At 70.4% G+C, this 22,261-nt stretch carries 25 protein-coding genes and 1 pseudogene; 16 read left to right on the forward strand and 10 right to left on the reverse strand.

Annotation, left to right across the window (positions count from 1 at the left end; all coding sequences use genetic code 11):
* Positions 1-73: 73 nt before the first annotated feature.
* The 4 genes and pseudogenes from bioD to ACTWOL_RS04625 all read left to right on the forward strand — a co-directional run bounded on the left by bioD (position 74) and on the right by ACTWOL_RS04625 (position 2,115).
* The gene (gene bioD / locus ACTWOL_RS04610) at positions 74-799 is read left to right on the forward strand and encodes a dethiobiotin synthase (protein WP_474294591.1); all 726 of its coding nucleotides are present in this window, start codon (positions 74-76) and stop codon (positions 797-799) included.
* Positions 800-803: 4 nt separating this feature from the next.
* The gene (locus tag ACTWOL_RS04615; protein WP_474294592.1) at positions 804-932 is read left to right on the forward strand and encodes a VOC family protein; all 129 of its coding nucleotides are present in this window, start codon (positions 804-806) and stop codon (positions 930-932) included.
* Positions 933-1,136: 204 nt separating this feature from the next.
* Positions 1,137-1,364 (forward strand): annotated as a pseudogene (locus ACTWOL_RS04620) (VOC family protein); the annotation flags it as partial.
* A gap of 52 nt (positions 1,365-1,416) precedes the next feature.
* A complete protein-coding gene (locus ACTWOL_RS04625) occupies positions 1,417-2,115 on the forward strand; it encodes a class I SAM-dependent methyltransferase (RefSeq protein WP_474294594.1) in 699 nt (232 codons plus the stop codon).
* Positions 2,116-2,169: 54 nt separating this feature from the next.
* Here the strand turns inward: ACTWOL_RS04625 and ACTWOL_RS04630 are convergent, their stop codons facing one another.
* On the reverse strand, positions 2,170-2,541 hold the full coding sequence (locus ACTWOL_RS04630) for a hypothetical protein (protein ID WP_474294596.1): 372 nt from the start codon (positions 2,539-2,541) through the stop codon (positions 2,170-2,172).
* Entirely contained in the window at positions 2,538-2,798 is a 261-nt protein-coding gene (locus ACTWOL_RS04635; protein ID WP_474294597.1) for a toxin-antitoxin system HicB family antitoxin, read from the reverse strand. The genes ACTWOL_RS04630 and ACTWOL_RS04635 overlap by 4 nt, the downstream gene beginning before the upstream one ends.
* Positions 2,799-2,925: 127 nt before the next feature.
* Between ACTWOL_RS04635 and ACTWOL_RS04640 the strand changes: the two genes are divergently transcribed.
* The 4 genes from ACTWOL_RS04640 to ACTWOL_RS04655 all read left to right on the forward strand — a co-directional run bounded on the left by ACTWOL_RS04640 (position 2,926) and on the right by ACTWOL_RS04655 (position 8,852).
* Positions 2,926-3,708: an ABC transporter ATP-binding protein gene (locus tag ACTWOL_RS04640; protein ID WP_474294599.1), complete on the forward strand. Its 783-nt coding sequence runs from the start codon at positions 2,926-2,928 to the stop codon at positions 3,706-3,708.
* 7 nt (positions 3,709-3,715) lie between these two features.
* On the forward strand, positions 3,716-6,280 hold the full coding sequence (locus ACTWOL_RS04645) for an ABC transporter permease (protein ID WP_474294601.1): 2,565 nt from the start codon (positions 3,716-3,718) through the stop codon (positions 6,278-6,280).
* 209 nt (positions 6,281-6,489) lie between these two features.
* The gene (locus ACTWOL_RS04650; protein WP_474294603.1) at positions 6,490-7,833 is read left to right on the forward strand and encodes a hemolysin family protein; all 1,344 of its coding nucleotides are present in this window, start codon (positions 6,490-6,492) and stop codon (positions 7,831-7,833) included.
* Positions 7,830-8,852 (forward strand): hemolysin family protein, encoded by a 1,023-nt coding sequence (locus ACTWOL_RS04655; RefSeq protein ID WP_474294605.1) that lies wholly within the window; start codon positions 7,830-7,832, stop codon positions 8,850-8,852. The genes ACTWOL_RS04650 and ACTWOL_RS04655 overlap by 4 nt, the downstream gene beginning before the upstream one ends.
* Here ACTWOL_RS04655 and ACTWOL_RS04660 read toward each other — a convergent pair.
* Positions 8,840-9,097 (reverse strand): holin, encoded by a 258-nt coding sequence (locus tag ACTWOL_RS04660; RefSeq protein ID WP_474294606.1) that lies wholly within the window; start codon positions 9,095-9,097, stop codon positions 8,840-8,842. The two genes, ACTWOL_RS04655 and ACTWOL_RS04660, sit on opposite strands and share 13 nt — an antisense overlap.
* A 151-nt stretch (positions 9,098-9,248) precedes the next feature.
* Between ACTWOL_RS04660 and ACTWOL_RS04665 the strand changes: the two genes are divergently transcribed.
* A complete protein-coding gene (locus ACTWOL_RS04665) occupies positions 9,249-10,094 on the forward strand; it encodes an SGNH/GDSL hydrolase family protein (protein WP_474294608.1) in 846 nt (281 codons plus the stop codon).
* 97 nt (positions 10,095-10,191) lie between these two features.
* Here ACTWOL_RS04665 and ACTWOL_RS04670 read toward each other — a convergent pair whose 3' ends face one another.
* Complete coding sequence (locus tag ACTWOL_RS04670; RefSeq protein ID WP_474294610.1) at positions 10,192-11,040, reverse strand: NmrA family NAD(P)-binding protein; 849 nt, start codon at positions 11,038-11,040, stop codon at positions 10,192-10,194.
* Positions 11,037-11,465: a nuclear transport factor 2 family protein gene (locus tag ACTWOL_RS04675; protein WP_474294612.1), complete on the reverse strand. Its 429-nt coding sequence runs from the start codon at positions 11,463-11,465 to the stop codon at positions 11,037-11,039. The genes ACTWOL_RS04670 and ACTWOL_RS04675 overlap by 4 nt, the downstream gene beginning before the upstream one ends.
* Before the next feature lie 95 nt (positions 11,466-11,560).
* Between ACTWOL_RS04675 and ACTWOL_RS04680 the strand changes: the two genes are divergently transcribed.
* Positions 11,561-12,166, forward strand: a complete 606-nt coding sequence (locus ACTWOL_RS04680) for a TetR/AcrR family transcriptional regulator (RefSeq protein WP_474294614.1) — start codon at positions 11,561-11,563, stop codon at positions 12,164-12,166.
* 229 nt (positions 12,167-12,395) lie between these two features.
* On the opposite strand, the gene ACTWOL_RS04685 is transcribed toward ACTWOL_RS04680, so the two are convergent.
* A complete protein-coding gene (locus ACTWOL_RS04685; protein WP_474294616.1) occupies positions 12,396-12,803 on the reverse strand; it encodes a RidA family protein in 408 nt (135 codons plus the stop codon).
* 143 nt (positions 12,804-12,946) lie between these two features.
* On the opposite strand from ACTWOL_RS04685, the gene ACTWOL_RS04690 reads away from it, so the two are divergent.
* A complete protein-coding gene (locus tag ACTWOL_RS04690) occupies positions 12,947-13,333 on the forward strand; it encodes a winged helix-turn-helix transcriptional regulator (RefSeq protein ID WP_474294618.1) in 387 nt (128 codons plus the stop codon).
* 165 nt (positions 13,334-13,498) lie between these two features.
* Here ACTWOL_RS04690 and ACTWOL_RS04695 read toward each other — a convergent pair whose 3' ends face one another.
* A complete protein-coding gene (locus tag ACTWOL_RS04695; protein ID WP_474294620.1) occupies positions 13,499-14,362 on the reverse strand; it encodes an enoyl-CoA hydratase/isomerase family protein in 864 nt (287 codons plus the stop codon).
* Between the two features lie 91 nt (positions 14,363-14,453).
* Between ACTWOL_RS04695 and ACTWOL_RS04700 the strand changes: the two genes are divergently transcribed.
* Entirely contained in the window at positions 14,454-14,819 is a 366-nt protein-coding gene (locus ACTWOL_RS04700; RefSeq protein WP_474294622.1) for a MerR family transcriptional regulator, read from the forward strand.
* Positions 14,820-14,895: 76 nt separating this feature from the next.
* Here the strand turns inward: ACTWOL_RS04700 and ACTWOL_RS04705 are convergent, their stop codons facing one another.
* The gene (locus tag ACTWOL_RS04705; RefSeq protein ID WP_474294624.1) at positions 14,896-15,342 is read right to left on the reverse strand and encodes a MarR family winged helix-turn-helix transcriptional regulator; all 447 of its coding nucleotides are present in this window, start codon (positions 15,340-15,342) and stop codon (positions 14,896-14,898) included.
* A 108-nt stretch (positions 15,343-15,450) separates the two neighbouring features.
* Between ACTWOL_RS04705 and ACTWOL_RS04710 the strand changes: the two genes are divergently transcribed.
* From ACTWOL_RS04710 to ACTWOL_RS04720, 3 genes are all read left to right on the forward strand, one after another.
* Positions 15,451-16,536 (forward strand): alpha/beta hydrolase, encoded by a 1,086-nt coding sequence (locus tag ACTWOL_RS04710; protein WP_474294626.1) that lies wholly within the window; start codon positions 15,451-15,453, stop codon positions 16,534-16,536.
* Between the two features lie 133 nt (positions 16,537-16,669).
* On the forward strand, positions 16,670-18,172 hold the full coding sequence (locus tag ACTWOL_RS04715; protein WP_474294627.1) for a CehA/McbA family metallohydrolase domain-containing protein: 1,503 nt from the start codon (positions 16,670-16,672) through the stop codon (positions 18,170-18,172).
* Positions 18,173-18,309: 137 nt separating this feature from the next.
* Positions 18,310-18,702, forward strand: a complete 393-nt coding sequence (locus ACTWOL_RS04720) for an AQJ64_40280 family protein (protein WP_474294629.1) — start codon at positions 18,310-18,312, stop codon at positions 18,700-18,702.
* Positions 18,703-18,788: 86 nt separating this feature from the next.
* On the opposite strand, the gene ACTWOL_RS04725 is transcribed toward ACTWOL_RS04720, so the two are convergent.
* Positions 18,789-19,592 carry an SDR family NAD(P)-dependent oxidoreductase gene (locus tag ACTWOL_RS04725; RefSeq protein ID WP_474294630.1) on the reverse strand — a complete coding sequence of 268 codons (804 nt, stop codon included), beginning with the start codon at positions 19,590-19,592 and terminating at the stop codon, positions 18,789-18,791.
* Positions 19,593-19,674: 82 nt separating this feature from the next.
* Between ACTWOL_RS04725 and ACTWOL_RS04730 the strand changes: the two genes are divergently transcribed.
* Positions 19,675-20,253 (forward strand): TetR/AcrR family transcriptional regulator, encoded by a 579-nt coding sequence (locus tag ACTWOL_RS04730; protein WP_474294632.1) that lies wholly within the window; start codon positions 19,675-19,677, stop codon positions 20,251-20,253.
* 244 nt (positions 20,254-20,497) lie between these two features.
* Here ACTWOL_RS04730 and ACTWOL_RS04735 read toward each other — a convergent pair whose 3' ends face one another.
* Complete coding sequence (locus ACTWOL_RS04735; protein ID WP_474294634.1) at positions 20,498-22,240, reverse strand: IS1182 family transposase; 1,743 nt, start codon at positions 22,238-22,240, stop codon at positions 20,498-20,500.
* Between the last annotated feature and the right edge of the window lie 21 nt (positions 22,241-22,261).

The raw sequence follows: 22,261 nt of genomic DNA on the forward strand, positions 1-22,261 counted from the left end.
ACCGGGGGCCGGTGGCCCGTGCCGGGGTCCGGAATGCGGCACGACTGCGGGACGAGAAGGAGCGAGGAGCAGTATGGGTGTCATCGTCGTCAGCGGCACCGGGACCGAGATCGGGAAGACCGTGGTCACGGCCGCCGTGGCCGCCGTGGCCGCGGCCCAGGGCCGGAAGGTGGCCGTCCTCAAGCCCGCTCAGACCGGGCTCGCGCCGGGTGAGCCCGGAGACGCCCATGTCGCGGCCACGCTCGCGGGCCCTGGAGTGACCGCGGTGGAACTCGCCCGGTTCCCCGAGCCGTTGGCTCCGAACACCTCGGCGCGGCGGGCGGGCCTGACGCCCGTGGGACCCCGGGAGGTCGCGGAGGCCGCGGAGAAGCTGGCCACCGAGCACGATCTGGTGCTCGTCGAGGGTGCCGGCGGCCTCCTCGTGCGCTTCGACGACGAGGGCGGAACGCTCGCCGACGCCGCCCGGCTGCTGCGTGCGCCGGTGCTCGTGGTCGCGACCGCCGGGCTCGGGACGCTCAACGCGACCGCGCTGACCACCGAAGCGCTCCGGTCCCGAACGCTCGAACCGCTGGGCGTCGTCGTGGGCAGCTGGCCCGCCGTGCCTGATCTCGCCATGCGCTGCAATGCCGACGACTTCCCCGTGTCGGCGGGTGTTCCGCTGATCGGGGCGGTGCCCGAGGGTTCGGGCGGGCTGGTACCCGAGGCGTTCCGCAGGGCGGCGCCGTCCTGGCTCGCCCCCGTGCTCGGCGGGTTGTGGAACGCGGATGACTTCGCCGCGTCCGCGGCGTCCGCCGGCTGACGCCATGGGCGGCACCGTGCGCGCACAGGTCAACGAGATCGTCTTCGACTGCGCGGAGCCCGCGGCGCTGGCCCGGTTCTGGGCGGCGCTGCTCGGCGGAGAGGCCGTGGAGCGGGAGCCCGGCTGGGCCTAGGGAGCTTCTGACGGATCTCCGCGGCGTCGCGACGCCCGGCCCGCCCCCACGGCCTTACGGCGTGGGAGGTACCCCCACTCGCCGCACCGGCCGAAAGCCCAAGTACGTCCAGTACGAGGGCTTCCAACCGGCACCCCGAGAGCACGCACCGGACGCCGCTCCTTCCTCCACGGAGATCCATCAGAAACCCCCTATGTCGATCCGCCCGGGTTCGTCCGTGTGGCGTTCCAGCGTGTGCCGGAGGGCAAGTCGCTCAAGAACCGGCTGCATCTGGATCTGGACGCGGGCGACATCGTGGCCGCGTCCGCCCATGCGGTACGGCTCGGGGCCACGCGCGTCGGCGGAATCGTCACCGATGAGCAGGGCCGCTTCCAGGTGCTGAGAGACCCCGAGGGCAACGAATTCTGCTTTGTGAGTGACGGACCCGGCTGATCCGGGCCGTACGGGGGGAGAATCACCGTACCGGTCGTCGGAGGAGGCCACGATGCCGTTGTGCGCGCCGAAAGTCCCCCGGGATGCCGTCCATCACCCCGTGTTCGCCCGCTTCTACACGAGGATCAGCGTCGCCGCCGACGCGAGAGCCGGCATCGCGGCCTACCGCAGGGAGCTGCTGGCGGGCCTCTCCGGCCGGATCATCGAGATCGGCGCGGGCAACGGGTTGAACTTCCCCCACTACCCGGCTGCGGTCTCCGAGGTCGTGGCGATCGAACCGGAGCGTGTCCTGCGGCAGTCGGCGGTGACCGCGGCGCTCCACGCCGATGTGCCCGTGGACGTGGTGCCGGCTGCCGCCGAGGCTCTGCCGGTGAAGAGCGAGGCGTTCGACGGGGCGGTGGTCTCGCTCGTGCTGTGCTCGGTGCGTGATGTGCCGAGGGCGCTCTCCGAGATCCGGCGGGTGCTGCGTCCGGGCGGCGAACTGCGCTTCTTCGAGCACGGCCGGGCGCCCGGCCGGGCCATGGCGGGGGCGCAGCGTGCGCTCGACCGCACGGTGTGGCCGCTGCTGTTCGGCGGCTGCCACACCGCCCGGGAACCGATCGCCGGGATGGAGCGCGCGGGCTTCGAGATCGGCGCCTACCGGACGCTGCGCATCCCGGAGAAGGGGCTCCTGCTGCCGTCGTCGTTCACCGTGCTGGGGGTGGCGCGCAGGCCGTTCGCTGCCGACGGGCCCGAGGACGAACTGCCCTGACGCGAGCGGCCCTGAGACGGACCGCTCGCCACCGGCGTGGAACGAACCAGTGGCTCAGTGGCTCCATTGCCGTAGTTCGGCGGCGATCGCACGGACGTCCGCCTTGCCCTGCTTGACCAGCCGTGCCAGGTCCCTGACCTGCTCGGGCGACGTGACCACCTTCAGTCCGCAGGCGACGAGGTAGCCGTACGCGACGGCGGAGGCGAACATCGCGTTGGAGTGTTCCAGCGCGGGCACATGGAGCAGTAACTGGAGCAGGGACGCGGCGCGCATCTGCGGATCGCTGTAGACGGGGATGCCGAATATCTCCGCTTCATGGCGGCTGACGGCCGCGACGAGCGCACCCCAGTCGGTGACCTGCGGGTCCCCCGGGGTCTTGTGCTCGGCGACCATAAGGAGCCAGGCGAGGTCGATCGACAGAGTCAACGCCGGTCCTTGCCCGGCTGCGGCGCCCCCGGTGCGTCCGGCTGTCCGGACGCGCCGAACTCCTCCGCGAACACCGACTCGTACTGCTTCATGAAGTCCGCCGCGGCCTCGACGAACGTGCGCCCCACCTCGCCCGCGTCCTGCTGGACGAGCTCCTCGATGTACCGGTTCACGCTCACCCCCCGCTGCTGGGCCCGTCGGCGTGCGGCCTCTGCGGTGCTCTCGTCCACACGTACGTTCAGCTGAGTCTTCGCCACGCACTCACGCTAGCGCGGCGGCGCTAGCACCGACAAGGGCGGGAAGGGCGCTTACGCTCGGGGTACGCAGTACGACGGACCATGCCGGAGCACGCACGTCGCAGGCGCCCACGACCGGGAGGCGGCCTTGTCCACACCTGCCACCGCACCCACCCACGAACAGGCCGACGACACGCCCCTCGCCGCGCGGGCCCGCGGCCTCACCAAGACCTACGGCTCGGGGGAAACGGCCGTGCGTGCCCTCGACGCGGTGGACGTGGACATCGCCCGGGGGCGCTTCACGGCCGTGATGGGCCCCTCGGGGTCGGGCAAGTCGACCCTGATGCACTGCCTCGCCGGACTCGACTCCGTCTCCGGCGGTCAGGTCTGGCTCGGCGACACCGAGATCACCGGGCTGAGGGAGCGGGAGCTGACCCGGCTGCGCCGTGACCGGGTCGGCTTCGTCTTCCAGGCCTTCAATCTGCTGCCGACGCTCACCGCCGCCGAGAACATCACTCTCCCGATGGACATCGCGGGGCGGGCCCCCGACCGTGAGTGGGTGGATCGCGTGATCGACACCCTCCGGCTGCGCGACCGCCTGGAGCACCGCCCCGCCCAGCTCTCGGGCGGGCAGCAGCAGCGCGTTGCCTGCGCCAGGGCGCTGGCCTCCCGGCCGGAGCTCATCTTCGCCGACGAGCCGACCGGCAATCTGGACTCGCGCTCCGGCGCCGAGGTGCTCGGCTTCCTCCGGGACGCCGTCGACCGCCTGGACCAGACGGTGGTGATGGTGACGCACGATCCCGGCGCCGCCGCCCACTCCGACCTGGTGCTCTTCCTCGCCGACGGCCGGATCGTGGATGTGATGGACGAGCCGACCGCGCCGCGGGTGCTGGAGCGGCTCAAGCGTTTCGACACCCGGTCGGGGGACTGAGGCCTCCATGCTGAAGGCGACCCTGCGGAGTTTCCTCGCCCACAAGGGCCGGCTGCTGCTGTCGGCGCTCGCGGTCGTCCTGTCCGTCGCGTTCGTCTGCGGCTCGCTGATCTTCTCGGACACGGTGGCCCGCACCTTCGACCGCCTCTTCGCCTCGACGTCCGCGGATGTGACGGTCTCTCCGAAGACGGGCCTCGACGAGTACGTGCCGTCCGGGGTGGTCCGCACCCTCCCCGCGTCACTCGCCGGACGGATCCGCGCGGTCGACGGGGTGGCCGCCACCCATGTCGACGCGTCCGTCCAGAACCTCACGGTCGTCGACGAGCACAACGAACCCGTCGGTCCGACCACCGGCGCCCCCACCATCGCCGCCAACTGGTACGCGACCGAGCGCAGTCCGGTGCGGATCGGCAGCGGGCACCCGCCCCGCGGCCCCGGCGAGGCACTCATCGACCGGGACACCGCCGACAAGAAGGGCGTCCGCGTCGGGGACAGGCTCACCGTCCTGGCCCAGCCCGGCTCGTTCCCCGTCCGGGTCGTCGGCATCGCCACCTTCACGACCACCAATCCGGGCGCGGCGCTGCTCTTCCTGGACACCCCGACCGCGCAGCGGAAGCTGCTCGGCAGAGCGGACGCCGCCACGTCGGTCTCGGTGGACGCCGCCCCCGGTGTGCGCGACCCCGTGCTCAAACAGCGGATCGCGGCTGCGCTGGGCGGCGCCTACGAGGTGCGGACCTCCGACGAGCAGGCCAGGACCGCCGCCGAGCAACTCGGCGGCTTCCTCGATGTGGTCAAGTACGTGATGCTGGGTTTCGCCGGTGTGGCTGTGCTGGTGGGAATCTTCCTGATCGTCAACACCTTCTCGATGCTGATCGCCCAGCGCACGCGTGAGCTGGGGCTGCTGCGGGCTCTTGGCGCCGACCGGCGGCAGGTGCGGCGATCGGTGCTCACCGAGGCCCTGCTGCTGGGCGTGACAGGGGCGACCATCGGGCTGGCCGCCGGGATCGGCCTGGCGGCGGGGCTGATCGAGCTGATGGGCCTGTTCGGGATGAACCTGCGCGCGGCGGAGATGGCGATCGGGCCGGCGACGCCGGTCGCCGCGTACGTCGTCGGGCTCGGTGTCACCTTCGTCGCCGCGTATCTTCCCGCCCGCCGCGCGGCCCGGGTCTCCCCCATGGCGGCGCTCGTGGACGCCGAAGTCGCGGGGGTGGGCCGCCCGCTGAGGATCAGGGCGATCGCGGGCGCCGTGGTGGGCGCGGGGGGCCTCGCCGCACTCGCCGGATGCGCGGCGAGCGACCGTACGGCGACGGCCGCGCCACTGCTCGGCGCCGGCATCGTGCTGACGCTCGTCGCGGCGGTGGTGGCCGGACCGCTGCTGGTGCGCCCGGTGATCCGGGTACTGGGCGGGGCGTTCCCCCGGCTGTTCGGCCCCGTGGGCCGGATGAGCCAGCGCAACGCACTGCGCAATCCGAGGCGTACGGGTGCGACGGCGGCCGCGCTGATGATCGGTCTGACCCTGGTGACCGGCCTCTCGGTGGCGAGCGCTTCGATGACCCGGTCCTTCGACCGGCAGATCGACCGCACCCTCGGCGCCGACTTCGTCGTGCAGAACACCAACTTCCAGCCCTTCCCCGAGGAGGTCACGGAGAAGGTGCGGGACGTCGAGGGAGCGGGCACGCTGGTGCGTCAGCGTTTCGCACCGCTCGCCCTGACCCTCCCGGACGGCGAACGGGTCGAGTCGACCGCCGCGGGGTACGACCCGGGGCTCGACGAGGCCGCACACGTCACGTACACGAGCGGGGACACCCGCACCGCGCTCGCGGCGGGCGCCATCGCCATGGACCGGGATTTCGCGGCGGAGCACGGGGTGCGGGCCGGGACGGTGCTGCCGGTGGAGTTCCCCGGAGGGCGGCACGCGCGGCTGAGGGTGGGAGCGCTGACCGACATGGACCAGCCGACGGGCCCCGGGATGACCGGCGGACTGTTCATGGGACTGGCCACGCTGGACCGCCATGTGCCCGGGGCCCAGGAGAGCGCCGTGTACGTCAACGCCGCTCCGGGCACCGATCCCGGCGCGCTGCGCACCGGGCTGGAGCGGGCGCTGGAACCGTATCCGCAGGTGCAGGTGCGGGACCAAGCCGACTACAAGGAACTGGTGCGCACCCAGATCGCCGTGCTGCTGTATCTGGTCTACGCACTGCTGGGACTGGCGATCGTGATCGCGGTGCTGGGCGTCGTGAACACCCTGGCGCTTTCGGTGGTCGAACGGACGCGGGAGATCGGACTGCTGCGGGCGATCGGGCTGTCCCGGGTCCAGCTGCGCCGCATGATCCGGCTGGAGTCCGTGGTGATCGCGGTGTTCGGTGCGGTGCTCGGGCTCGCACTGGGCATGGTGTGGGGCGTCGCGGCGCAGCAGGTGCTGGCGCTCGAGGGCATGACGGCGTTCGCGGTGCCCTGGGGAACGGTGGTCGCGGTCGTCGTCGGATCCGTGGTCGTGGGTCTGGCGGCGGCGGTGTTCCCGGCACTGCGGGCGTCGCGGCTGAACGTGCTGGCCGCGATCGCGCACGAGTGACCGCCGTCCGCGGGGCTGGGTGAGCGGTTCACGGCCGGCCGTACGGCCGCCGATCCCCCGCATGACCACGCCTTTTGCCGATCCTTTACCATGGGTGCAACATCAGCCTCGAACGAAAGGTGTGAGCGTCCGCCCATGGGCGAGCCTCCCAGTAGCAGACACCGAGCGATCCTCCCCCCTCTGGCCGATCATGGGACGGAGGTGAACCGATGACGGAAGTGCTCCTGCTCTTTGTGGCGGTGCTGCTCTGCCTCGCGTGCGGGGCGTTCGTCGCGGCGGAGTTCTCGCTCACGACGGTCGAGCGCGCCGATCTCGAGCGGGCCGTGGAGCGCGGCGAGCGCGGAGCCGCGAGCGCCCTCAAGGCCGTCCGCGGACTGACCTTCCAGCTGTCCGGGGCCCAGCTCGGCATCACGGTGACCAATCTGATCGTCGGCATGCTCGCCGAGCCCTCCATCGCCAAGCTGATCCGGGGGCCTCTGGAGGCCGTGGGTGTCTCCGCGTCCGTCGCCTCGTCGCTCGCCCTGGTCATCGGCATGGGTCTGTCGACGATCGTGCTGATGGTCGTCGGTGAGCTCGTTCCCAAGAACTGGGCGATCTCGTCGCCGCTCGCGGTCGCCAAGGTCGTCGCCACGCCCCAACGGGTGTTCTCGGCGGCTTTCCGCCCGCTGATCGGCCATCTGAACACCATGGCGAACCGTACGGTGCGGCGGTTCGGGTTCGAGCCGACGGAGGAACTCGCCTCGGCACGCACCCCCGAGGAGCTCGTCGCCCTGGCCCGCCACTCCGCCAAGGAGGGGGCCCTCGAACCGGACACCGCCGAGCTCTTCGTACGCACCCTCAACCTCGCCGAGCTGACGGCGGAGAACGTGATGACGCCGCGGGTCCAGGTCACCGCCCTCGAGGTGCAGGCGACCGCGGAGGATGTCGCCAACGCCACGCGCGCGACCGGGCTGTCTCGCTTCCCCGTCTACCGGGACAGTCTCGACACCGTCATCGGCATCGCCCACATCAAGGACGTCCTCGCCCTGCCGGCGGACCAGCGGCCCCGCCACCCGGTGGCCGCACTGGTGCGCGAGCCGCTGCTGGTGCCCGAGACCCTGACCGTGGACCGGCTCCTCGACCGGCTGTCGGGCAAGCGGACGATGGCCGTGGTCATCGACGAGTACGGCGGTACGGCCGGCGTCGTCACCCTGGAGGACATCGTCGAGGAGGTCGTCGGCGAGGTGCGCGACGAACACGATCCGCACGAGACCCCCGACCTGGCACGGGCGGGTGAGGACGCGGACGGCCGGGCCCTGTGGTCGGCCGACGGCGCCGCTCGCACGGATCAGCTCAGGACGATCGGGCTGCGGGTGCCGGACGGTCCGTACGAGACCCTGGCCGGTCTGATCGCCAGCGTGCTCGGCCGCATACCGGCCGTCGGCGACGACGTCGAGCTCTCGGGCTGGCGGCTGGACGTGGTGGACGCGTCCGGACGGCGGGCGGCGCGCGTACTGCTGCATGCGCCCCTGCCCTCGGCCGGCGACGACGAACCCGGGAGGCGCGCGCGATGATCGCGATTCAGCTCTTCGTCGCCTTCCTGACCCTGGTCGTCAACGCGTTCTTCGTCGGCGCCGAGTTCGCTCTGGTCTCGGTGCGGCGCAGTCAGATCGAGCCGAAGGCGGAGGCCGGCGACCGGCGGGCCCGCAGCGTCATCTGGGGCCTGGAGCATGTCTCGGCCCTGCTGGCCGCGGCGCAGCTCGGCATCACCCTGTGCACGCTGGTGCTCGGTGTGGTCGCCGAGCCGGCGATCGCGCATCTGCTGGAGCCGCTGTTCGACGCCGTCGGGGTGCCGCACGGACTGGTCCATCCCGTCTCGTTCGTGATCGCACTGGCAGTGGCCACGTATCTGCACATGCTGCTGGGCGAGATGGTGCCCAAGAACATCGCGCTCGCGGAACCGACCCGTACGGCGCTGGCACTCGGTCCGCCGCTGGTCGCCCTCGCCCGGGCGCTGCGGCCGGTGATCTTCGCGATCAACGCCTTCGCCAACGCTCTGCTGAAGCTGATGCGGGTGGAGGTCAGGGGCGAGGTGTCCGCGACCTTCTCGGACGACGAACTGGCACGGATGGTGCGCGACTCCGGGGACGCGGGGCTGCTGGACGACCGTGCCGCCGAGCGGCTGCACGACGCCCTGGAGCTGGGCCGCCGACCGGTCGGGGAGGTCGTGATGCCGGTGGAGCGGGTGGTGTACGCACAGGTCGGGACCACACCCGAGGACCTGGAGCGGCTGTCCGCGGAGTCGGGCTTCTCCCGCTTCCCCGTACTGGACGGCACGCACCAGATCCTCGGCTATCTGCATGTGAAGGACGCCCTGGACGAGGCTCCGCGCGACATGCCGTTCCCGGTCACGGCGATGCGGCCGATCGCCCGGGTGCGTGCCGCGACCCCGCTGGACGACGTGCTGACGGCGATGCGCCGCAGCCGCACCCACCTCGCGGCGGTGCTCGACGAGGAGGGCGGGCTGACCGGGCTGGTCACGATGGAGGACGTCCTGCGGGAACTGGTGGGTACTCCCGGTCAGGGCCGCTGAGCCGAGGGGGCGCGGTCCGTCGTCTCGGTGATGCCGGGGCCGCGCCCGCCCACCTTCGAGGTGCCTATCGCCGTGAGTACGGAGAGCAGGGTGGCGAGGCCCGCCGTCGCGAGCGCGGCGGGCCAGTCGACGTCGAACAGGCTCGTCGCCCCCGCGAGGAGCACGGCGGCGAGGGACTGGGCGAAGGTGCGGACGGCGCGTTCGGCGGTGGCGGTCCAGAAGGCCGCACTCAACAGGTTGGTCATGTACGGGACACTATCGAGCAGGCCGCGGCGCCCCGGCGCCCGCCCCGGGCACCACGGTGAAGACGGGCTTCGGGCACCACCGCGAAGACGGTCAGGAACCCGGACCCCGCCCCGGCAGCCGCGACATACCGCACGGTATGATCGGCCCGCCATGGACATGAACGCCACATACACCAGCTTTGTCGCGGTCGGGGACTCCTTCACCGAGGGCATGTCCGACCTCCAGCCCGACGGTTCGTACCGGGGCTGGGCCGATCTCCTCGCCGCGCGGCTCGCGGCCCGCACACCCGGATTCCGCTACGCGAACCTCGCCGTGCGCGGCAAGCTCATCGGACAGATCGCCGAGGAGCAGGTGGAGCCGGCGGCCGCGATGAACGCTGATGTGGTCACACTCGTCGGCGGACTCAACGACACCCTCCGCCCGAAGTGCGACATGGGCCGGGTGCGCGGGCTGCTCGAGGAGGCGGTGGAGCGGCTGGCGCCCTCGTGCCGGCAGCTGGTCCTGATGCGCAGCCCCGGCCGCAACGGGCCGGTCCTGGAGCGCTTCCGGTCGCGCATGGAAGAACTCTTCGCCCATGTCGACCTGCTCGCTGAGCGCCATGGCGCGCTGGTCGTGGACCTCTACGGCGCTCCGGTCCTCTCGGACCCGCGGCTGTGGGACGTGGACCGGCTGCATCTCACCGCGGAAGGCCACCGACGGGTCGCGGAAGCGGTGTGGCAGACACTGGGGCTGGCCGCGGAGGACGACTGGCGCGCACCCCTGCCCGCGGCGATACGCCCCGGCTGGGCCGCCCGCCGCACGGCCGACGTGCGCTTCGCCCGGGAGCATCTGGCGCCCTGGATAGGCCGGCGGCTCACGGGACGCTCGTCGGGTGACGGCCTGCCGCCCAAGCGGCCCGAGCTGCTGCCGTACGACCTCGCAGGCACGGACCCTGCTGGCACGGATCCCGCAGGCACGGACCTCGCTTCCACAGACGGAGACACCGTGCTCTCGTAGCAGCCATAAATCAGGGCGGGGCGCCGGCCTGCGCAAACCCCCGTGCTCGGCCTGACAGTCCGGTACGGCAGGCCCTCTGTGCCCACGCCGGTGCGCATCACCTGTCTGGTGCCAACTCTCGTTCGGCGACCGTCCGGAAGCTGTGCGGTGCGCGGCCGGTGAGGCGCTGGACGGTGTCGGTCGTACGATCCTCGCCTCCCTCGGCGATGGCGCGGTCCATGCCGGCCAGCATCGCGGCGAACTCCGGCGGTATCTCCGCGGCGAGGCGGTCCCGCATCTGTTCGTATGTCAGGTGGTGGTGGACCACGGGGCGGCCGCTGACCTGGGTGAGGATTCCGGCGATGTCGTCGTGGCTGAGGGCTTCCGGGCCGGTCAGGACCAGGCCGGCGTTGGGTGCCTCGCCGTCGGTCAGAGCACGGGCGGCGACGGCGGCGATGTCGTCGGCGTCGACGAACCCGACCCGTCCGTCGCCGGCCGCGGTCCGGATGACGCCGTGCGTGCGGATGCTGTCGGCGTGGGCATGCGTGCCGGTGAAGTTCTGCATGAACCAGGACGGCCGCAGCACCGCCCACTGGTCGAACAGACCGGGCAGGGCCTGGTGCACGATCCCGACGGCCGGGCCGCCCTCGGGGATCGCCGAGGAGCTGAGGAGTACCGCGCGTTGTATGCCGGCAGCGCGGGCCTGGTGGAGGAAGGGCAGCATGACCGCGGCCGGTTCCGGGTCGCCCGGGGGCGGGACGAGGTAGACGCGGTCGGCTCCGCTGAGGGCGTCGGCGAAGGTGGTGGGGTCGAACCAGTCGAAGCGGACCGGCTCCGCGCCCGGGAGCGGGGTGCCGCGGCGGCCGCCGGCTTTGACACGGTGACCGGCCGCGACCAACTGCGCGGTGGTGCGGCTTCCGGTCGTGCCGGTGGCGCCGATGACCAGGATGGCGCCGGTGATGGTCATCGGGTGCTCACCTGGGTGAAGTCCATGCCGGGTTCCTGGACGGCAAGGGGGTTCCAGTAGTCGCGGTAGGAGGTGAAGCGCCCGTCCTGGACGGTCACGACCGCGATGTAGGTCATGTCGAAGGGGCTTGCTGTCTTGACCAGGAGACCCACACCGCGCATCTCGGCCACGACGGTTGCGGGATCGGCGGTCTGATGGATCTTCAGGTCCGGGAAGTCGTGCAGGTCGATGTGGTCGGGATAGTCGCGCATGTAGCCGCCGATGGCATCCCGGCCCTCCAGCCTCCCGGGCCACCCCGGGGGAGCGAAGGGGAACTCCATGACTCCATCCTCCGCCCACAGGCCTACCCAGGCGGGAATGTCCTTGTCCAGCAGGAGGCGCAGGCTGTGGAGGTACAGATCCGCAGCTGAGGTGTTTTCGGGCATGAGGGTCTCCGTCCCATACGATACGGACCAGCGGTCCGCTTCGACTTCGACGAAGATACGGACCGCCGGTCCGGATCGCAAACGGAGGTAACCCCATGCCCGAGCGAAAGCCACGCAAGGACGCGGCCCGTAACCGGGCAGCCGCCCTTGCGGCCGCCGACACCCTCTTCGCTCAGTGCCGCAGCCCCGAGGACGTGACCATGGCCGACATCGCGGCCGCGGCCGGCGTCGGCAAGGGAACGCTCTTCCGGGCCTTCGGGGACCGCACCGGGCTGATCCGCGCGCTGTACGAAGCACGGCTCGAACCAGTCAGGAGCGCCGTCGAAGGCGGCGCGCCACCGCTTGGGCCCGCCACCCCGCCGCTTCAGCGCGTACCCGCCCTGCTCGACGCCGTCCTGTGCTTCAAGCTCGACAACCGCCACCTCGCCCTGGCCCTGGAGGGCACCGGCGCGGACAGCCCCTATCGGACCGATCACTACGAGCGATGGCACACCCTGCTCCGCGACCTGCTGGAGCAGATCCCCGGCCCGGCCGACAGCGACTTCGCCGCGCATGCACTGCTCGCCGCCACGCGGGCCGATCTCGTCGAGTATCTGGCCGGCGAGAAGGGCATGCCCCGCCGCGAGTTGCGCAGACAGCTGGCGGGCTTCACCGCCACGGTTCTCGGCAGTCCCGTACGGGGACCGGCGACCGAGGACTGACCACGGGACGAGCGAGACGAAGGAACCGGCTCATCCCGAACGGGCCAAGTGCGGTGGTGTGCACGGCGGTTGCCGTGCTGATTCCGCGCTTCGCGTTGCGGGAGGCCACGGTGGTGCCGCGGCTACGGCGGGACGGCGGGACGGTATCCCCACCGAGGGGACCGCCGCCGACCGGCACACCTGGCACGGTGGGTGGCGTCACTCCGACTTCGATGTGGAGGGCGCCTGTTCAGTCGAGGACCGCGGTCGCTTCGATCTCGACCAGGTGCTCGGGTACGTCCAGGGCCGCGACGCCCAGGAGGGTGGCCGGCGGTGCGGCGGTGGTCCCCAGCCTGGTGGCGGCCCGGGTCAGGCCTTCCATGAGCAGGGGCATCTTCTCGGTGGTCCAGTCGACGACGTGCACGTTCAGTTTCGCCACGTCGTCGAAGGAGGCGCCGACCCCGGCCAGGGCGGTGGCGACGTTGAGGTAGCACTGTTCGACCTGAGCGGCGAGGTCACCTTCACCGACGGTGGCGCCTTCGGCGTCCCAGGCGACCTGCCCGGCGATGAAGACCAGCCGCGAACCGGTCGCGACCGAGACCTGCCGGTAGGCGTCGATCTCGGGCAATCCGCGGGGGTTCACCAGGGTGATGGCCATGCCGTCCGTCTCCTCTTCTGATGAGAGGCCATGGGCTCGCTTTCATCGGCGAAAGAAGCCGTGGTCTCTTCTGGTTACTTGGAAACCGTAGGAGACTGGGCGCTGACGTGGAAGAACGCACTTTTCAGTGACTGGGGTACCTCATGGTGACCAAGCAGTTCAGCGCCTCGGACAAGGACGCCGACCTCACACGCGCGGACTCGCTGGCGCGGGAGATCTTCTCGGACGTCGCCAACAAATGGGCGCTGCTGATCATCGAAGCCCTTGGTGAACGCACACTGCGTTTCAGCGAGGTCCGCAACGGCATCGAGGGCATCAGCCACAAGATGCTCACCCAGAACCTGCGCATGCTGGAACGCAACGGACTGGTCGAGCGGAACGTGCACCCCACGGTGCCGCCGCGGGTCGAGTACACCCTGACCGAACCGGGCCGGGCGCTGCGCGTGACGATCGCCGGACTGTGTGACTGGACCCACCAGTTCCTCGGCCAGATCGAGGCTTCACGCCGCCGCTTCGACACGGGCCGATGAAGCCACGGGCATGAAGAGGTGAAGACCTGCGTACCCGTGGTGCGGTGCCGCCCGCCCGGTACAACGGGGCGGCCAGCCCAACCGCCTCCCTGGGCGGCCGGGCCGGGCGGCCAGGCCCGCGAACCCGGAGCGTCCGTGATCAAAGCGCGGGCGGCCGCGTAAGGCTCAGGCCGTACGGTCCAGTGACGCCTCCAGGTCGAGTTCGCCGTCGCGGGTCTGGGCGCCGGCTGCCACGGCAGCTCGTATGCGCTCGACCACGGCGTCCGGTGCCGGGTAGACCCCGCTCAGGGCCTTGCTCTCCTCGCCGAGACCCTCCAGCAGGCTCCCGCCGGCGGTCGCGGCACCGACCGCCGTCTTCGCCGCGGTGATCTGTTCCGGGCGCAGAGACGCGATGCGCCGGGCGAGGGTGTCGACGAAGTCGTCGAGTTCCCCGGCCGGGAAAGCGCGGTTGATCCAGCCGTAGCGCTCGGCCGTCTCGGCGTCGAAGAGGTTGCCTCCGAGGATCACCTCCAGCGCCCGGGCGCGGCCCACGAGCGGGGGCAGCAGCTGGGTGCCGCCGCCTCCGGGGATGATGCCCATCCGGGTCTCGGGCTGAGCGAGCCAGGTCCGCCCCCTGGCGGCGAAACGCATGTCGAGCGCCATCGCCAGTTCGTTGCCGCCGCCCCGAAGACGCCCGGCGAGCTTGGCGATCGTCACCTGCGGCAGCGCGCGCAGGCGCAGCATCAGCTTCTGCATCGGGTTGATCAGAGACTCGTCGCCGCCGGTCCCCGCGTCCGGGTTGGCCAGCTCCGCGAAGGTCTCCGGCTTGAGCATGAAGCCCAGGTCGACGTGGGCGACGAAGAAGTCCGGGTCGGCGCTCTGCACCACGATCACCCGCACCCGCTCGTCCTCGCGGACGGCTCCCACGAAGTCGTGCAGTTCGTTGATGAGCGTCGTGTCGAGCATGTTGACCGGCGGGTTGTCGAGCGTCACGTAAGCCACGCCGGCGTCGATCGCCACCCGCAGTCCCGTGTAACCGTCGTACGGCATCTCGTCCTTCTCTCCATGGAATCTCTGGCCACAGGCCCGTACATCGGTCACGCTAAAAGCTGACGTTGACGTCAGAGGCAAGGAGAAAGTGATGCGCATCGGTGAACTCGCCGCCAGCACGGGTGTGAGCGTGCGAGCGCTGCGCTACTACGAGGAACAGCACCTGCTCGCCTCCGAACGCAGTCCCAGCGGCCAGCGGCACTACGCGGACGATGCGGTCGACCGCGTCCTGCTGATCCAGCAGCTGTACGCGGCAGGGCTGCCGAGCCGCTCGATCGTGGAACTGCTGCCGTGCGTCGTGACCGGCGAGGTGACGCCGGAACTGCTCATGCGACTCTCGGCGGAGCGGGATCGTATCGACGCCCAGATCGGCACCCTGGTGGGCACCCGGGACAGGCTGGACACCGTCATCGCCGCAGCCACCACCACTTTCCGGACGGGCCGCCCTTGCCCCTGACGAGCGCCCGGTCACGCTCCGCCGGGATGCCGGGCGTCTCCGGGTGAGTGCCTCCCAGGCAGGGCAACATGTCCCCTCATCCCGGCCGGCCGTTCGGGCCCGCCTCGAGGTTTGTGCGAAGCATGGCCAGGGTTGAGGCGATGCGGGCCAGGTCGTCGGGGGGAACCGCCGCGGTCAGCGAGATGAGCTCGCTTTCGACAACGGGGCGGGAAGCGGACAACCGCTTCTCACCCTCGGACGTGAGGCGAAGGACGGACGAGCGGCGGTCCTGGGGATGCGCGATCCGCAGGCACCAACCCGCAGCCACCAGCCGGTCGACCGCCTTGCTGACGGCCCCGACGGTGATCGCCAGTTCACCGACGATGTCGAGCACCCGGCACCCCGGCACCCGGTCGATGATCTCCAAAAACTCGAACTGCCCCAGCCCCAGCCCTTGTTCGGCGCGCAACCGGGCGCTCACCGCGTTGTAGAGCCGCGTCTCGACGCGGACCAGATCGGAGAAGATCGGGGTGATGTGGCTCACATTAGCTCCAGTAGATTCCCAGGAATCATCTTCCCTGGAATCCGGTTGGGGTCAGGCAGATGGATTCCCAGGAATCCATTTTCGCACCCCGACCCATGGAGGCCCCACATGTCCCGACAGCAGCGCGACGCCCTGGACGCCCTACTCCGCTCCGCCCCTCGCAGCAAGATACGACCCACTCCCGAGGAGCAGCGCAGCGGCTTCGCCGCGGCCGTCACCCGCCCCGCGCCGGAGGGCGTGGTCACCCGCAGGACCGTCCTGGGCGGGCGGCCGACACTGGAGCTGGACCCAACCGAAGCCTCCGGCCGCAGCCGACTGCTCTACATGCACGGCGGCGGCTACGTCATCGGCTCACCGGACACCCACGCAGGGCTGGTCGGCGAACTGGCCCGCCGCGCCCGGCTGCGCGCGACATCAGTGGATTACCGACTGGCCCCCGAACACCCTTTCCCCGCAGCTGTCGACGACGGGCTCGCGGCCTACCGCGAGCTGCTGGCATCGGGCACCGACCCACGGGACCTCGTCATCGCCGGTGACTCCGCAGGTGGCGCATTGAGCATCGCCACGCTGCTCGCCGCCCGGGAAGCCGGACTGCCGCAACCAGCCGCCGTGGTCGTCTTCTCCCCCTGGGCCGACCTCACCCTCGCTGGAGGAAGCATCCGTTCCAAGGCGAGCGCCGACCCCATTTTCACAGAGGCCGACCTGCGCGCCTACGCCGATCTCTACGTCGGCGCAGGCGACAGGGCGCACCCCCTGGCCAGTCCGTTGTTCGCCGACCTCACCGGACTGCCCCCACTCCTCGTGCAGGTCGGGGCGAACGAGGTGCTCCTCGACGACGCGGTCCGGCTGGCCGGCCGCGCGGGCGCCCGACGGCGTCGAGGTCACGCTCGAAGTCGGCCCCGGCCTCCCCCACGTCTTCCAACACCACTACGGCCGCCTCGACGAGGCGGACGCCGCACTCGACCGCGCCGCCCGCTTCCTCACCGCTCACCTGAGCGCCGGGCACCCGGGCGCCGACCATCTCGAACCGGTCCACTGACACCGACCCCGACGGCACCACATGATGTCGGCGACGGCCGCAGGAGCATCGTCGCCGACATCACGGGTTCAGCTTCAGTAAGTTCAACGTCTCCGTACGTGCGCATGTCCCACACCCGGCTCGCCGACCGGGTTGTGAGTGAGAGCCTGCTCTGAGGTGTAGTCAAACCTCCGACTTATTTCGGGAGTTCATTGTCGTCCGGTGTCCGATCGCCGTTCATACGGCGTTCGACTGGTGCTTCGAGACTCACTCGTCGCCCCCCGCACCAGTCGAACGAGAGGCTGCCCAGTGAAGGACAAGAGCTTCGAGGACCCCGGGAACTCGGCTATATCGCGGCGTCGTCTGGTCAAGTTCGCCGGTGTCGGGGCGACGTTGGCAGCCGCGACCCCGCTGGTCGGGGTCGGCACGGCAGCGGCTCACAGCGAGGACGGTGCCGGGCAGGGGAAGCCCCGTGAGGCCCACAGGCGTACGTGGCGGGCCGGTGATCACCATGTGCACTCGGAGTACAGCGGTGACTTCGACACGTCGACGAACCCGCCGACGTTCCACAAGGGTGCCGACGCCGTGTACCCCATCGTCACCAACGCGATCATGGGCAAGCACTTCGGTCTCAGCTGGATGATGTGCACCGACCATGGCGGTCCGACGCACTCGAAGGTGAACCTCGAACTGGCCTATCCGGAGCTCCTGCGTTCACGTGTGCTCGTACCGGAGGTCCTCCAGTTCTGGGGCATGGAGTTCGATGCCCCCGCACTGGACCACCACACGCTGATGATTCCCCATCACAGCGACGAGGCGCAGCAGCTCTACGAGCTGGAGAGCCGCTTCGCGAAGAACGACGCCTTCCCCGCCGATCCCGGCCGCGACACCGAGGCCAAGATGGTCGAGTTCCTCAAGGCCGCGAAGGACATGAGACGCAAGCCGCTGGTGATCGCCCACCACACCTCCCGGTCGGCGACCGGTCTCGGCGTCTGGGGACAGGACACACCCCGGGAGTTCCGCAACGGCAACAACGCCGCCCCGGACATCTACGTGGGCTTCGAGGGCGCTCCGGGCCACCAGGCCGGCCCGCTCATCGGAAAGGCGCGCGGAGGTTACAACAGGTACCCGACCCACGGCGGCTTCGACCAGATGACCGCTCGCGTCGGCGGGCTCTGGGACGCGCTGCTCGGCGAAGGTCGGCGCTGGTGGATCACCGCGACCTCGGACTCGCATGTGCACTGGACGCGCGGTGGCTCCGACTTCTGGCCCGGTGAGTACAGCAAGACCCATGTGCTGGCCAGGCAGGACTACGCCGACATCATGGACGGGCTCCGCAACGGGCGCGTCTGGGTCGGCACCGGGGACCTCATCACCGGTCTCGACCTCACGGCGAGCAACCGTGGCCGCAACGCCGAGATGGGCCAGACGCTCACCGTAAGCCGCCGGCACCGCACCGACGTCGAGATCGAGATCAGGTTCCGGCCGCTGGAAGGCACGAACGGCAATGGTGACCGCCCCCAGGTCCGCCGCGTCGACCTGATCGTGGGCCAGGTCACCGGTCCGAGCACCAACCTCGACACCGACACCAACCCGACCACCAAGGTGGTGGCGCGGTTCGGCCCCGGCGACTGGCGCAGGCAGGGCGGCGAGTACGTCATCCGGCACACTCTGCGCGGTGTGGAGAGCGACCTCTACGCGCGGGTGCGCGGCACGAGCACCGATGAGATGGAGCCGCTCGCCGACGGGCTGGAGAGCCCTTGGGACGATCTGTGGTTCTACTCGAACCCGGTCTTCGTCGAAATACGCTGAACACTCCGCCGGAAATCCGGTGACACACCGGGCCTCTCCCAGACACGTCCGCGGACAGGCCCGTCGCGGCAAGTCCTTGCCGATGCACCGGTGTATGGGCGGAGGACGATATGCCGAGTGCCTGAGTGAGGGTGGAGATGACGAATCCGAACACCGTCGTGACGTGGGTGGACGCACGCGAGAGGCTGCCTTGGAGCGGTGCACCGGTGGCCGCGGCGATCACGGGCCGGTACCCGGCTGACGGCGCCGATGGGTCCGATGGGCCTGATGGCGCGTTGGGCGAGGAGTTCTGGCTGGTGAGGCCGATGTACTTCACAACTCTGCACTGGAGCGAGGACGGGGCGGAACACCGGGACTGCTTCGTCGACTCCGATGGAGTCGTGCGTCTGCCCTACGGATGTGCCAGCGAGGAAACGGTGACTCACTGGGCCGAGCTGCCCACCCTGCCGGGCGCGACCACGCACGTCGTGCTTGGGGAAGACGTGCCGTCAGCCCTCCAGAACGCATGGGGCGCTCGCCCCGGCAGCTGACCGACAGACCCACGCCGGCGGACGACTCGGCCGGATCGGTCGGCAGGCCGGCCTGCCGACCGATCCGAGGGCTTTCCCACCCACCGTCATGCTCCCTGGGCGGTGAGTCGGCCGATGGCCCGGATGACCTGCCGTCGGGTGGCCAGCCGACGGGCGAGGAAGGCCATCACCCGGTTCATCCGTCCGGAGATGACGCTGGGCGGCGGGTTCCTGCGGTCCAGGGCGGCCAGCGCGGTGTGGACGACGTCGACGGGCGAGGCGAGCCGGGTCCCCCCGGCGGCCTGCATGGTTCCCACGACCTCGAAGAACTCGGTCCGGGTGGCACCCGGGGAGAGGGCCAGCACGCGCAGACCGGTGCCGCGCGACTCCTCCCACAGCGCCTCGGTGAGGCTCAGCACGAACGCCTTGGTCGCCCCGTAGAGAGCCATGCGCGGGTTGGGCTGGTAAGCGGCCATGCTCGCCACATTGACCAGCACCCCGCGCCCCGATGTCCGCAGCTGCTCGATGAAGGCGCGGCTGATGTCGGCCACCGCGGTCACGTCGACGGCGATCTCCCGGCGCAGCCGTCCCGGGTCCGTCTGGTGGAAGGGGCCGAAGCTCGCGAACCCAGCGTTGTTGATCACGCTGGTGACCTCCAGGCCGAGCTGCTCCACCAGTGCGGCCAGCGTCTGCCCGGGGTTGTCCGTGGCCAGGTCCATCTCCACCACGTGGACCTGGATCGGATGCTGTGCGCGTAGTTCCGCGGCCAGTTCTTCCAGGCGTTCCCTGCGGCGTGCGACGAGCACGAGGTCGGAGCCGCGGCCTGCGAGCTGGCGGGCGAACTCGGCGCCGAGTCCGGCGCTGGCGCCGGTGATCAGTGTGGTCTGTCCGTGGTAATTGACCGCTTCCATGGCCACCCTTCTTTCAGTTGCTGCCTACCTGGCAGTTAATGCCAATTAGGCGGTCGCTGTCCAGAGGGGTAGCCTGACGTCCATGACGACCTTGTGGGACCGTTCACGGCAAGTCGCCGTCGAGGCGATCCTGGATACGGCGGTTCGCCTGTTCACCGAGCAGGGCTACGAGCAGACGACCATCGCGCAGATCGCGCGGGAGGCGGAGATCTCGCAACGCTCGCTGTTCCGCTACTTCGGCACCAAGGAGGACCTGGTCTGCGGAGACCAGGAGGCACTGGGCGAACTGCTGAGGAGAACCGTCGAGCAGCAGCCGGCCGAGCTCTCCCCTTGGGACGCCCTACGCGCCGGATTCGAGGTCATCCTGACCGCCAACCACACACCGGAGCGGGTGCTGGAGCTGTCCCGCCTCATCTTCGACACCCCCTCGCTGCACGCCCGCTACATCGAGAAGCGACTGCGCTGGCAGTCCGAACTCGTCCCGGTCATCCAGGCGAGGCTGGGCTCCGGCCCGGCCTCCGACCCGCGGGCCAAAGCGATCGTCGCGACGGTCTTCGCCTGCGTCGACACGGCAACCGAACTCTGGGCCGAACACGACGGACGACTTGACCTGGCCGACCTCTACGACCAGTGCCTCGCAGCGGTGAGGGGCGACGGCTGAGGCACGCACTCCCCCCGAGGCCGAGTCGGGTCAGTTCATCGGCCCGGCCGGAGGCGACCAGACCTCCGGCACCCCCGAGCCCACCAGGATCCCCAGGGGACCAACGATCTTGATGAGGAAAGGAAGCCGTGGGCAGCCGGCGAACGGCTCACCGGTCGTGGCGGCCAGTCCGACCATCAGAAACCTAGCGCGCACACCCGCCGAGCTAAGGGCTGACTCTGTCGGGGATCTTGGTCTCGTCCGCTCAGTCTCTGGCGGACCGCCAAGACCTCGGCCGGGGGATCCCGTGCTGGTCCAGGAAGTTCTGGAAGGCGGTCGGCGGCCGGGACGAAGGTGCTTGTCCGGTCGGCGGCCGTCGGCTGAGGCGTTCGATGTTTGCGGCGATGGCTGTGAACACGTGCTGTAGGTGGGCTTTCTGCTGTCCCCGGTAGCGGCAGCGGCGCATGCCGTGTCCGTGAACGAGCTCGTTGATGGTGCCTTCCACTCCAGAGCGGACCGCGTAGCGGGCCTGCCATTCGGGTGTCTGTTGTTCGGCGCGGACTCGGAGTTGCAGGTCACGGAGTTCTCGCGGGGGAAAGCCCACGGTTCGGGCGCTGTCGGTGGTGGTCGTGCAGCGGGTGCGGACCGGGCAGGGGCGGCACTGGCTCTTGGTGAACCGTGCCACGATCAGAGGTGCCGCGGTGGGTGAGGAGGTCGGATAGGGGCCGTGCCATCCGGCGCTGGTCTCGCCCTGCGGGCAGGTGACCTGCTGGCGGTCGAAGTCAATGTGGAAGTCGTCGCGGCCGAAGCCGTCGTTCTTGCGGTGCTGGCGGGTGGAGTTGACCGGCAGTGGCCCGGTGACCGTGACCTCGTGTTCGCGGGCTGCCTGCTCCAGATGGACCAGGGAGGTGTAGCCGCCGTCGACCAGGTGCTCGGCGGGCAGCAGCCCGCGGCGCTTGAGCCGGGTATGGATGCCGGGCAGAGCCTTCGCGTCGTAGCCGGTGGCGTCGGTGGTGGCCACATCTGTGATCACGTTGACGCCGTCAGGATCACAGGTCTCGGTGAGATGTGCGACGAACCCCTTCCAACGGGTGACATGTCCGCGGCGCGCGTAGCGGGCCGTCGGGTCGTAGGGCGAGACGACGGTGACGGCCGAGGGCGGCAGCCCGCCGTCCTCGGCGGTGCGCCAGCGCAGGCGGCCGGTCCCGTCGCGGTAGTAGTTCTGCACCATGATCTGCCGCAGGGCCTGGACCTGGGGACCGGACAGACGATCCGCCCCATGCTCCCCGACGTGCTCCAGCAGCCGGACGGCGTCGCCGCCGGTGGCAAGGATCCTGGTCTTGGGGCGGGTGGGGTTCTTGCCGAGACGGACCGGACGGCCGTAGCGGCGCCCCCACTCCTCGTCGACCAGGCCTGCCAGCAGGTGCGGAGCTGTGCCGGCCAGCTCTTCCAGCGCGGCGCGGACGGACTCGGTGACCAGCTCCAGCCGGGTCAGGTCGCGCACCGCGGCCAGGACGTGGGTGGAGTCCGTGCGCTGGGTGGTGCGCTCGCGGACGAGACCGGCCTCCTTCAGGCGCGCGAGCGCGAGGTCGAGGAGACGGTCGGCTCGGCCGCCCTCGGTGAGACGCTCGCGGAAGTCGGCCAGCACGCTGTGGTGAAAGCCTGGATCGTCCAGTTCCATGGCCAGCGCGTACTTGAAATCGATGCGGCAGCGAACCGCCTCGGCCGCCTGCCGGTCGGACAGACGAGCAGGAACTGCAGCACACAGACGGTGGCCAGCTGGGCAGGCGAGAGCCCGGGGCGGCCGTCGCGCGGGTAGCCAGTCGGCGAAGTCTTCGTCACGCCACAGCCCGCCCAGGTGGTCTCTCACCCACATCGCCGTTGTACCGCCCGGGTTGCTCGCTCGCGCCATCTGTACGGTCAGAGAAGGGACTTGCTCACCAGAGCGGGCATGGAGCGACAACGGGCACCTCGACAACTGCATCGGTCCTTGAACAGAGCCGAGCATGCCCGTTGATCATGCTGCCCC

The sequence above is a fragment of the Micromonospora sp. IBHARD003 genome, assembly GCF_056106285.1.

Coding starts and splice junctions, on each gene's coding strand:
- bioD (WP_474294591.1), top strand. CDS start 74: ATGGGTGTCATCGTCGTCAGCGGCACCGGGACCGAGATCGGGAAGACC.
- ACTWOL_RS04615 (WP_474294592.1), top strand. CDS start 804: ATGGGCGGCACCGTGCGCGCACAGGTCAACGAGATCGTCTTCGACTGC.
- ACTWOL_RS04625 (WP_474294594.1), top strand. CDS start 1,417: ATGCCGTTGTGCGCGCCGAAAGTCCCCCGGGATGCCGTCCATCACCCC.
- ACTWOL_RS04645 (WP_474294601.1), top strand. CDS start 3,716: ATGCTGAAGGCGACCCTGCGGAGTTTCCTCGCCCACAAGGGCCGGCTG.
- ACTWOL_RS04650 (WP_474294603.1), top strand. CDS start 6,490: ATGACGGAAGTGCTCCTGCTCTTTGTGGCGGTGCTGCTCTGCCTCGCG.
- ACTWOL_RS04655 (WP_474294605.1), top strand. CDS start 7,830: ATGATCGCGATTCAGCTCTTCGTCGCCTTCCTGACCCTGGTCGTCAAC.
- ACTWOL_RS04660 (WP_474294606.1), bottom strand. CDS start 9,097: ATGACCAACCTGTTGAGTGCGGCCTTCTGGACCGCCACCGCCGAACGC.
- ACTWOL_RS04665 (WP_474294608.1), top strand. CDS start 9,249: ATGGACATGAACGCCACATACACCAGCTTTGTCGCGGTCGGGGACTCC.
- ACTWOL_RS04670 (WP_474294610.1), bottom strand. CDS start 11,040: ATGACCATCACCGGCGCCATCCTGGTCATCGGCGCCACCGGCACGACC.
- ACTWOL_RS04675 (WP_474294612.1), bottom strand. CDS start 11,465: ATGCCCGAAAACACCTCAGCTGCGGATCTGTACCTCCACAGCCTGCGC.
- ACTWOL_RS04680 (WP_474294614.1), top strand. CDS start 11,561: ATGCCCGAGCGAAAGCCACGCAAGGACGCGGCCCGTAACCGGGCAGCC.
- ACTWOL_RS04685 (WP_474294616.1), bottom strand. CDS start 12,803: ATGGCCATCACCCTGGTGAACCCCCGCGGATTGCCCGAGATCGACGCC.
- ACTWOL_RS04690 (WP_474294618.1), top strand. CDS start 12,947: ATGGTGACCAAGCAGTTCAGCGCCTCGGACAAGGACGCCGACCTCACA.
- ACTWOL_RS04695 (WP_474294620.1), bottom strand. CDS start 14,362: ATGCCGTACGACGGTTACACGGGACTGCGGGTGGCGATCGACGCCGGC.
- ACTWOL_RS04700 (WP_474294622.1), top strand. CDS start 14,454: ATGCGCATCGGTGAACTCGCCGCCAGCACGGGTGTGAGCGTGCGAGCG.
- ACTWOL_RS04710 (WP_474294626.1), top strand. CDS start 15,451: ATGTCCCGACAGCAGCGCGACGCCCTGGACGCCCTACTCCGCTCCGCC.
- ACTWOL_RS04720 (WP_474294629.1), top strand. CDS start 18,310: ATGACGAATCCGAACACCGTCGTGACGTGGGTGGACGCACGCGAGAGG.
- ACTWOL_RS04725 (WP_474294630.1), bottom strand. CDS start 19,592: ATGGAAGCGGTCAATTACCACGGACAGACCACACTGATCACCGGCGCC.
- ACTWOL_RS04730 (WP_474294632.1), top strand. CDS start 19,675: ATGACGACCTTGTGGGACCGTTCACGGCAAGTCGCCGTCGAGGCGATC.
- ACTWOL_RS04735 (WP_474294634.1), bottom strand. CDS start 22,240: ATGCTCGGCTCTGTTCAAGGACCGATGCAGTTGTCGAGGTGCCCGTTG.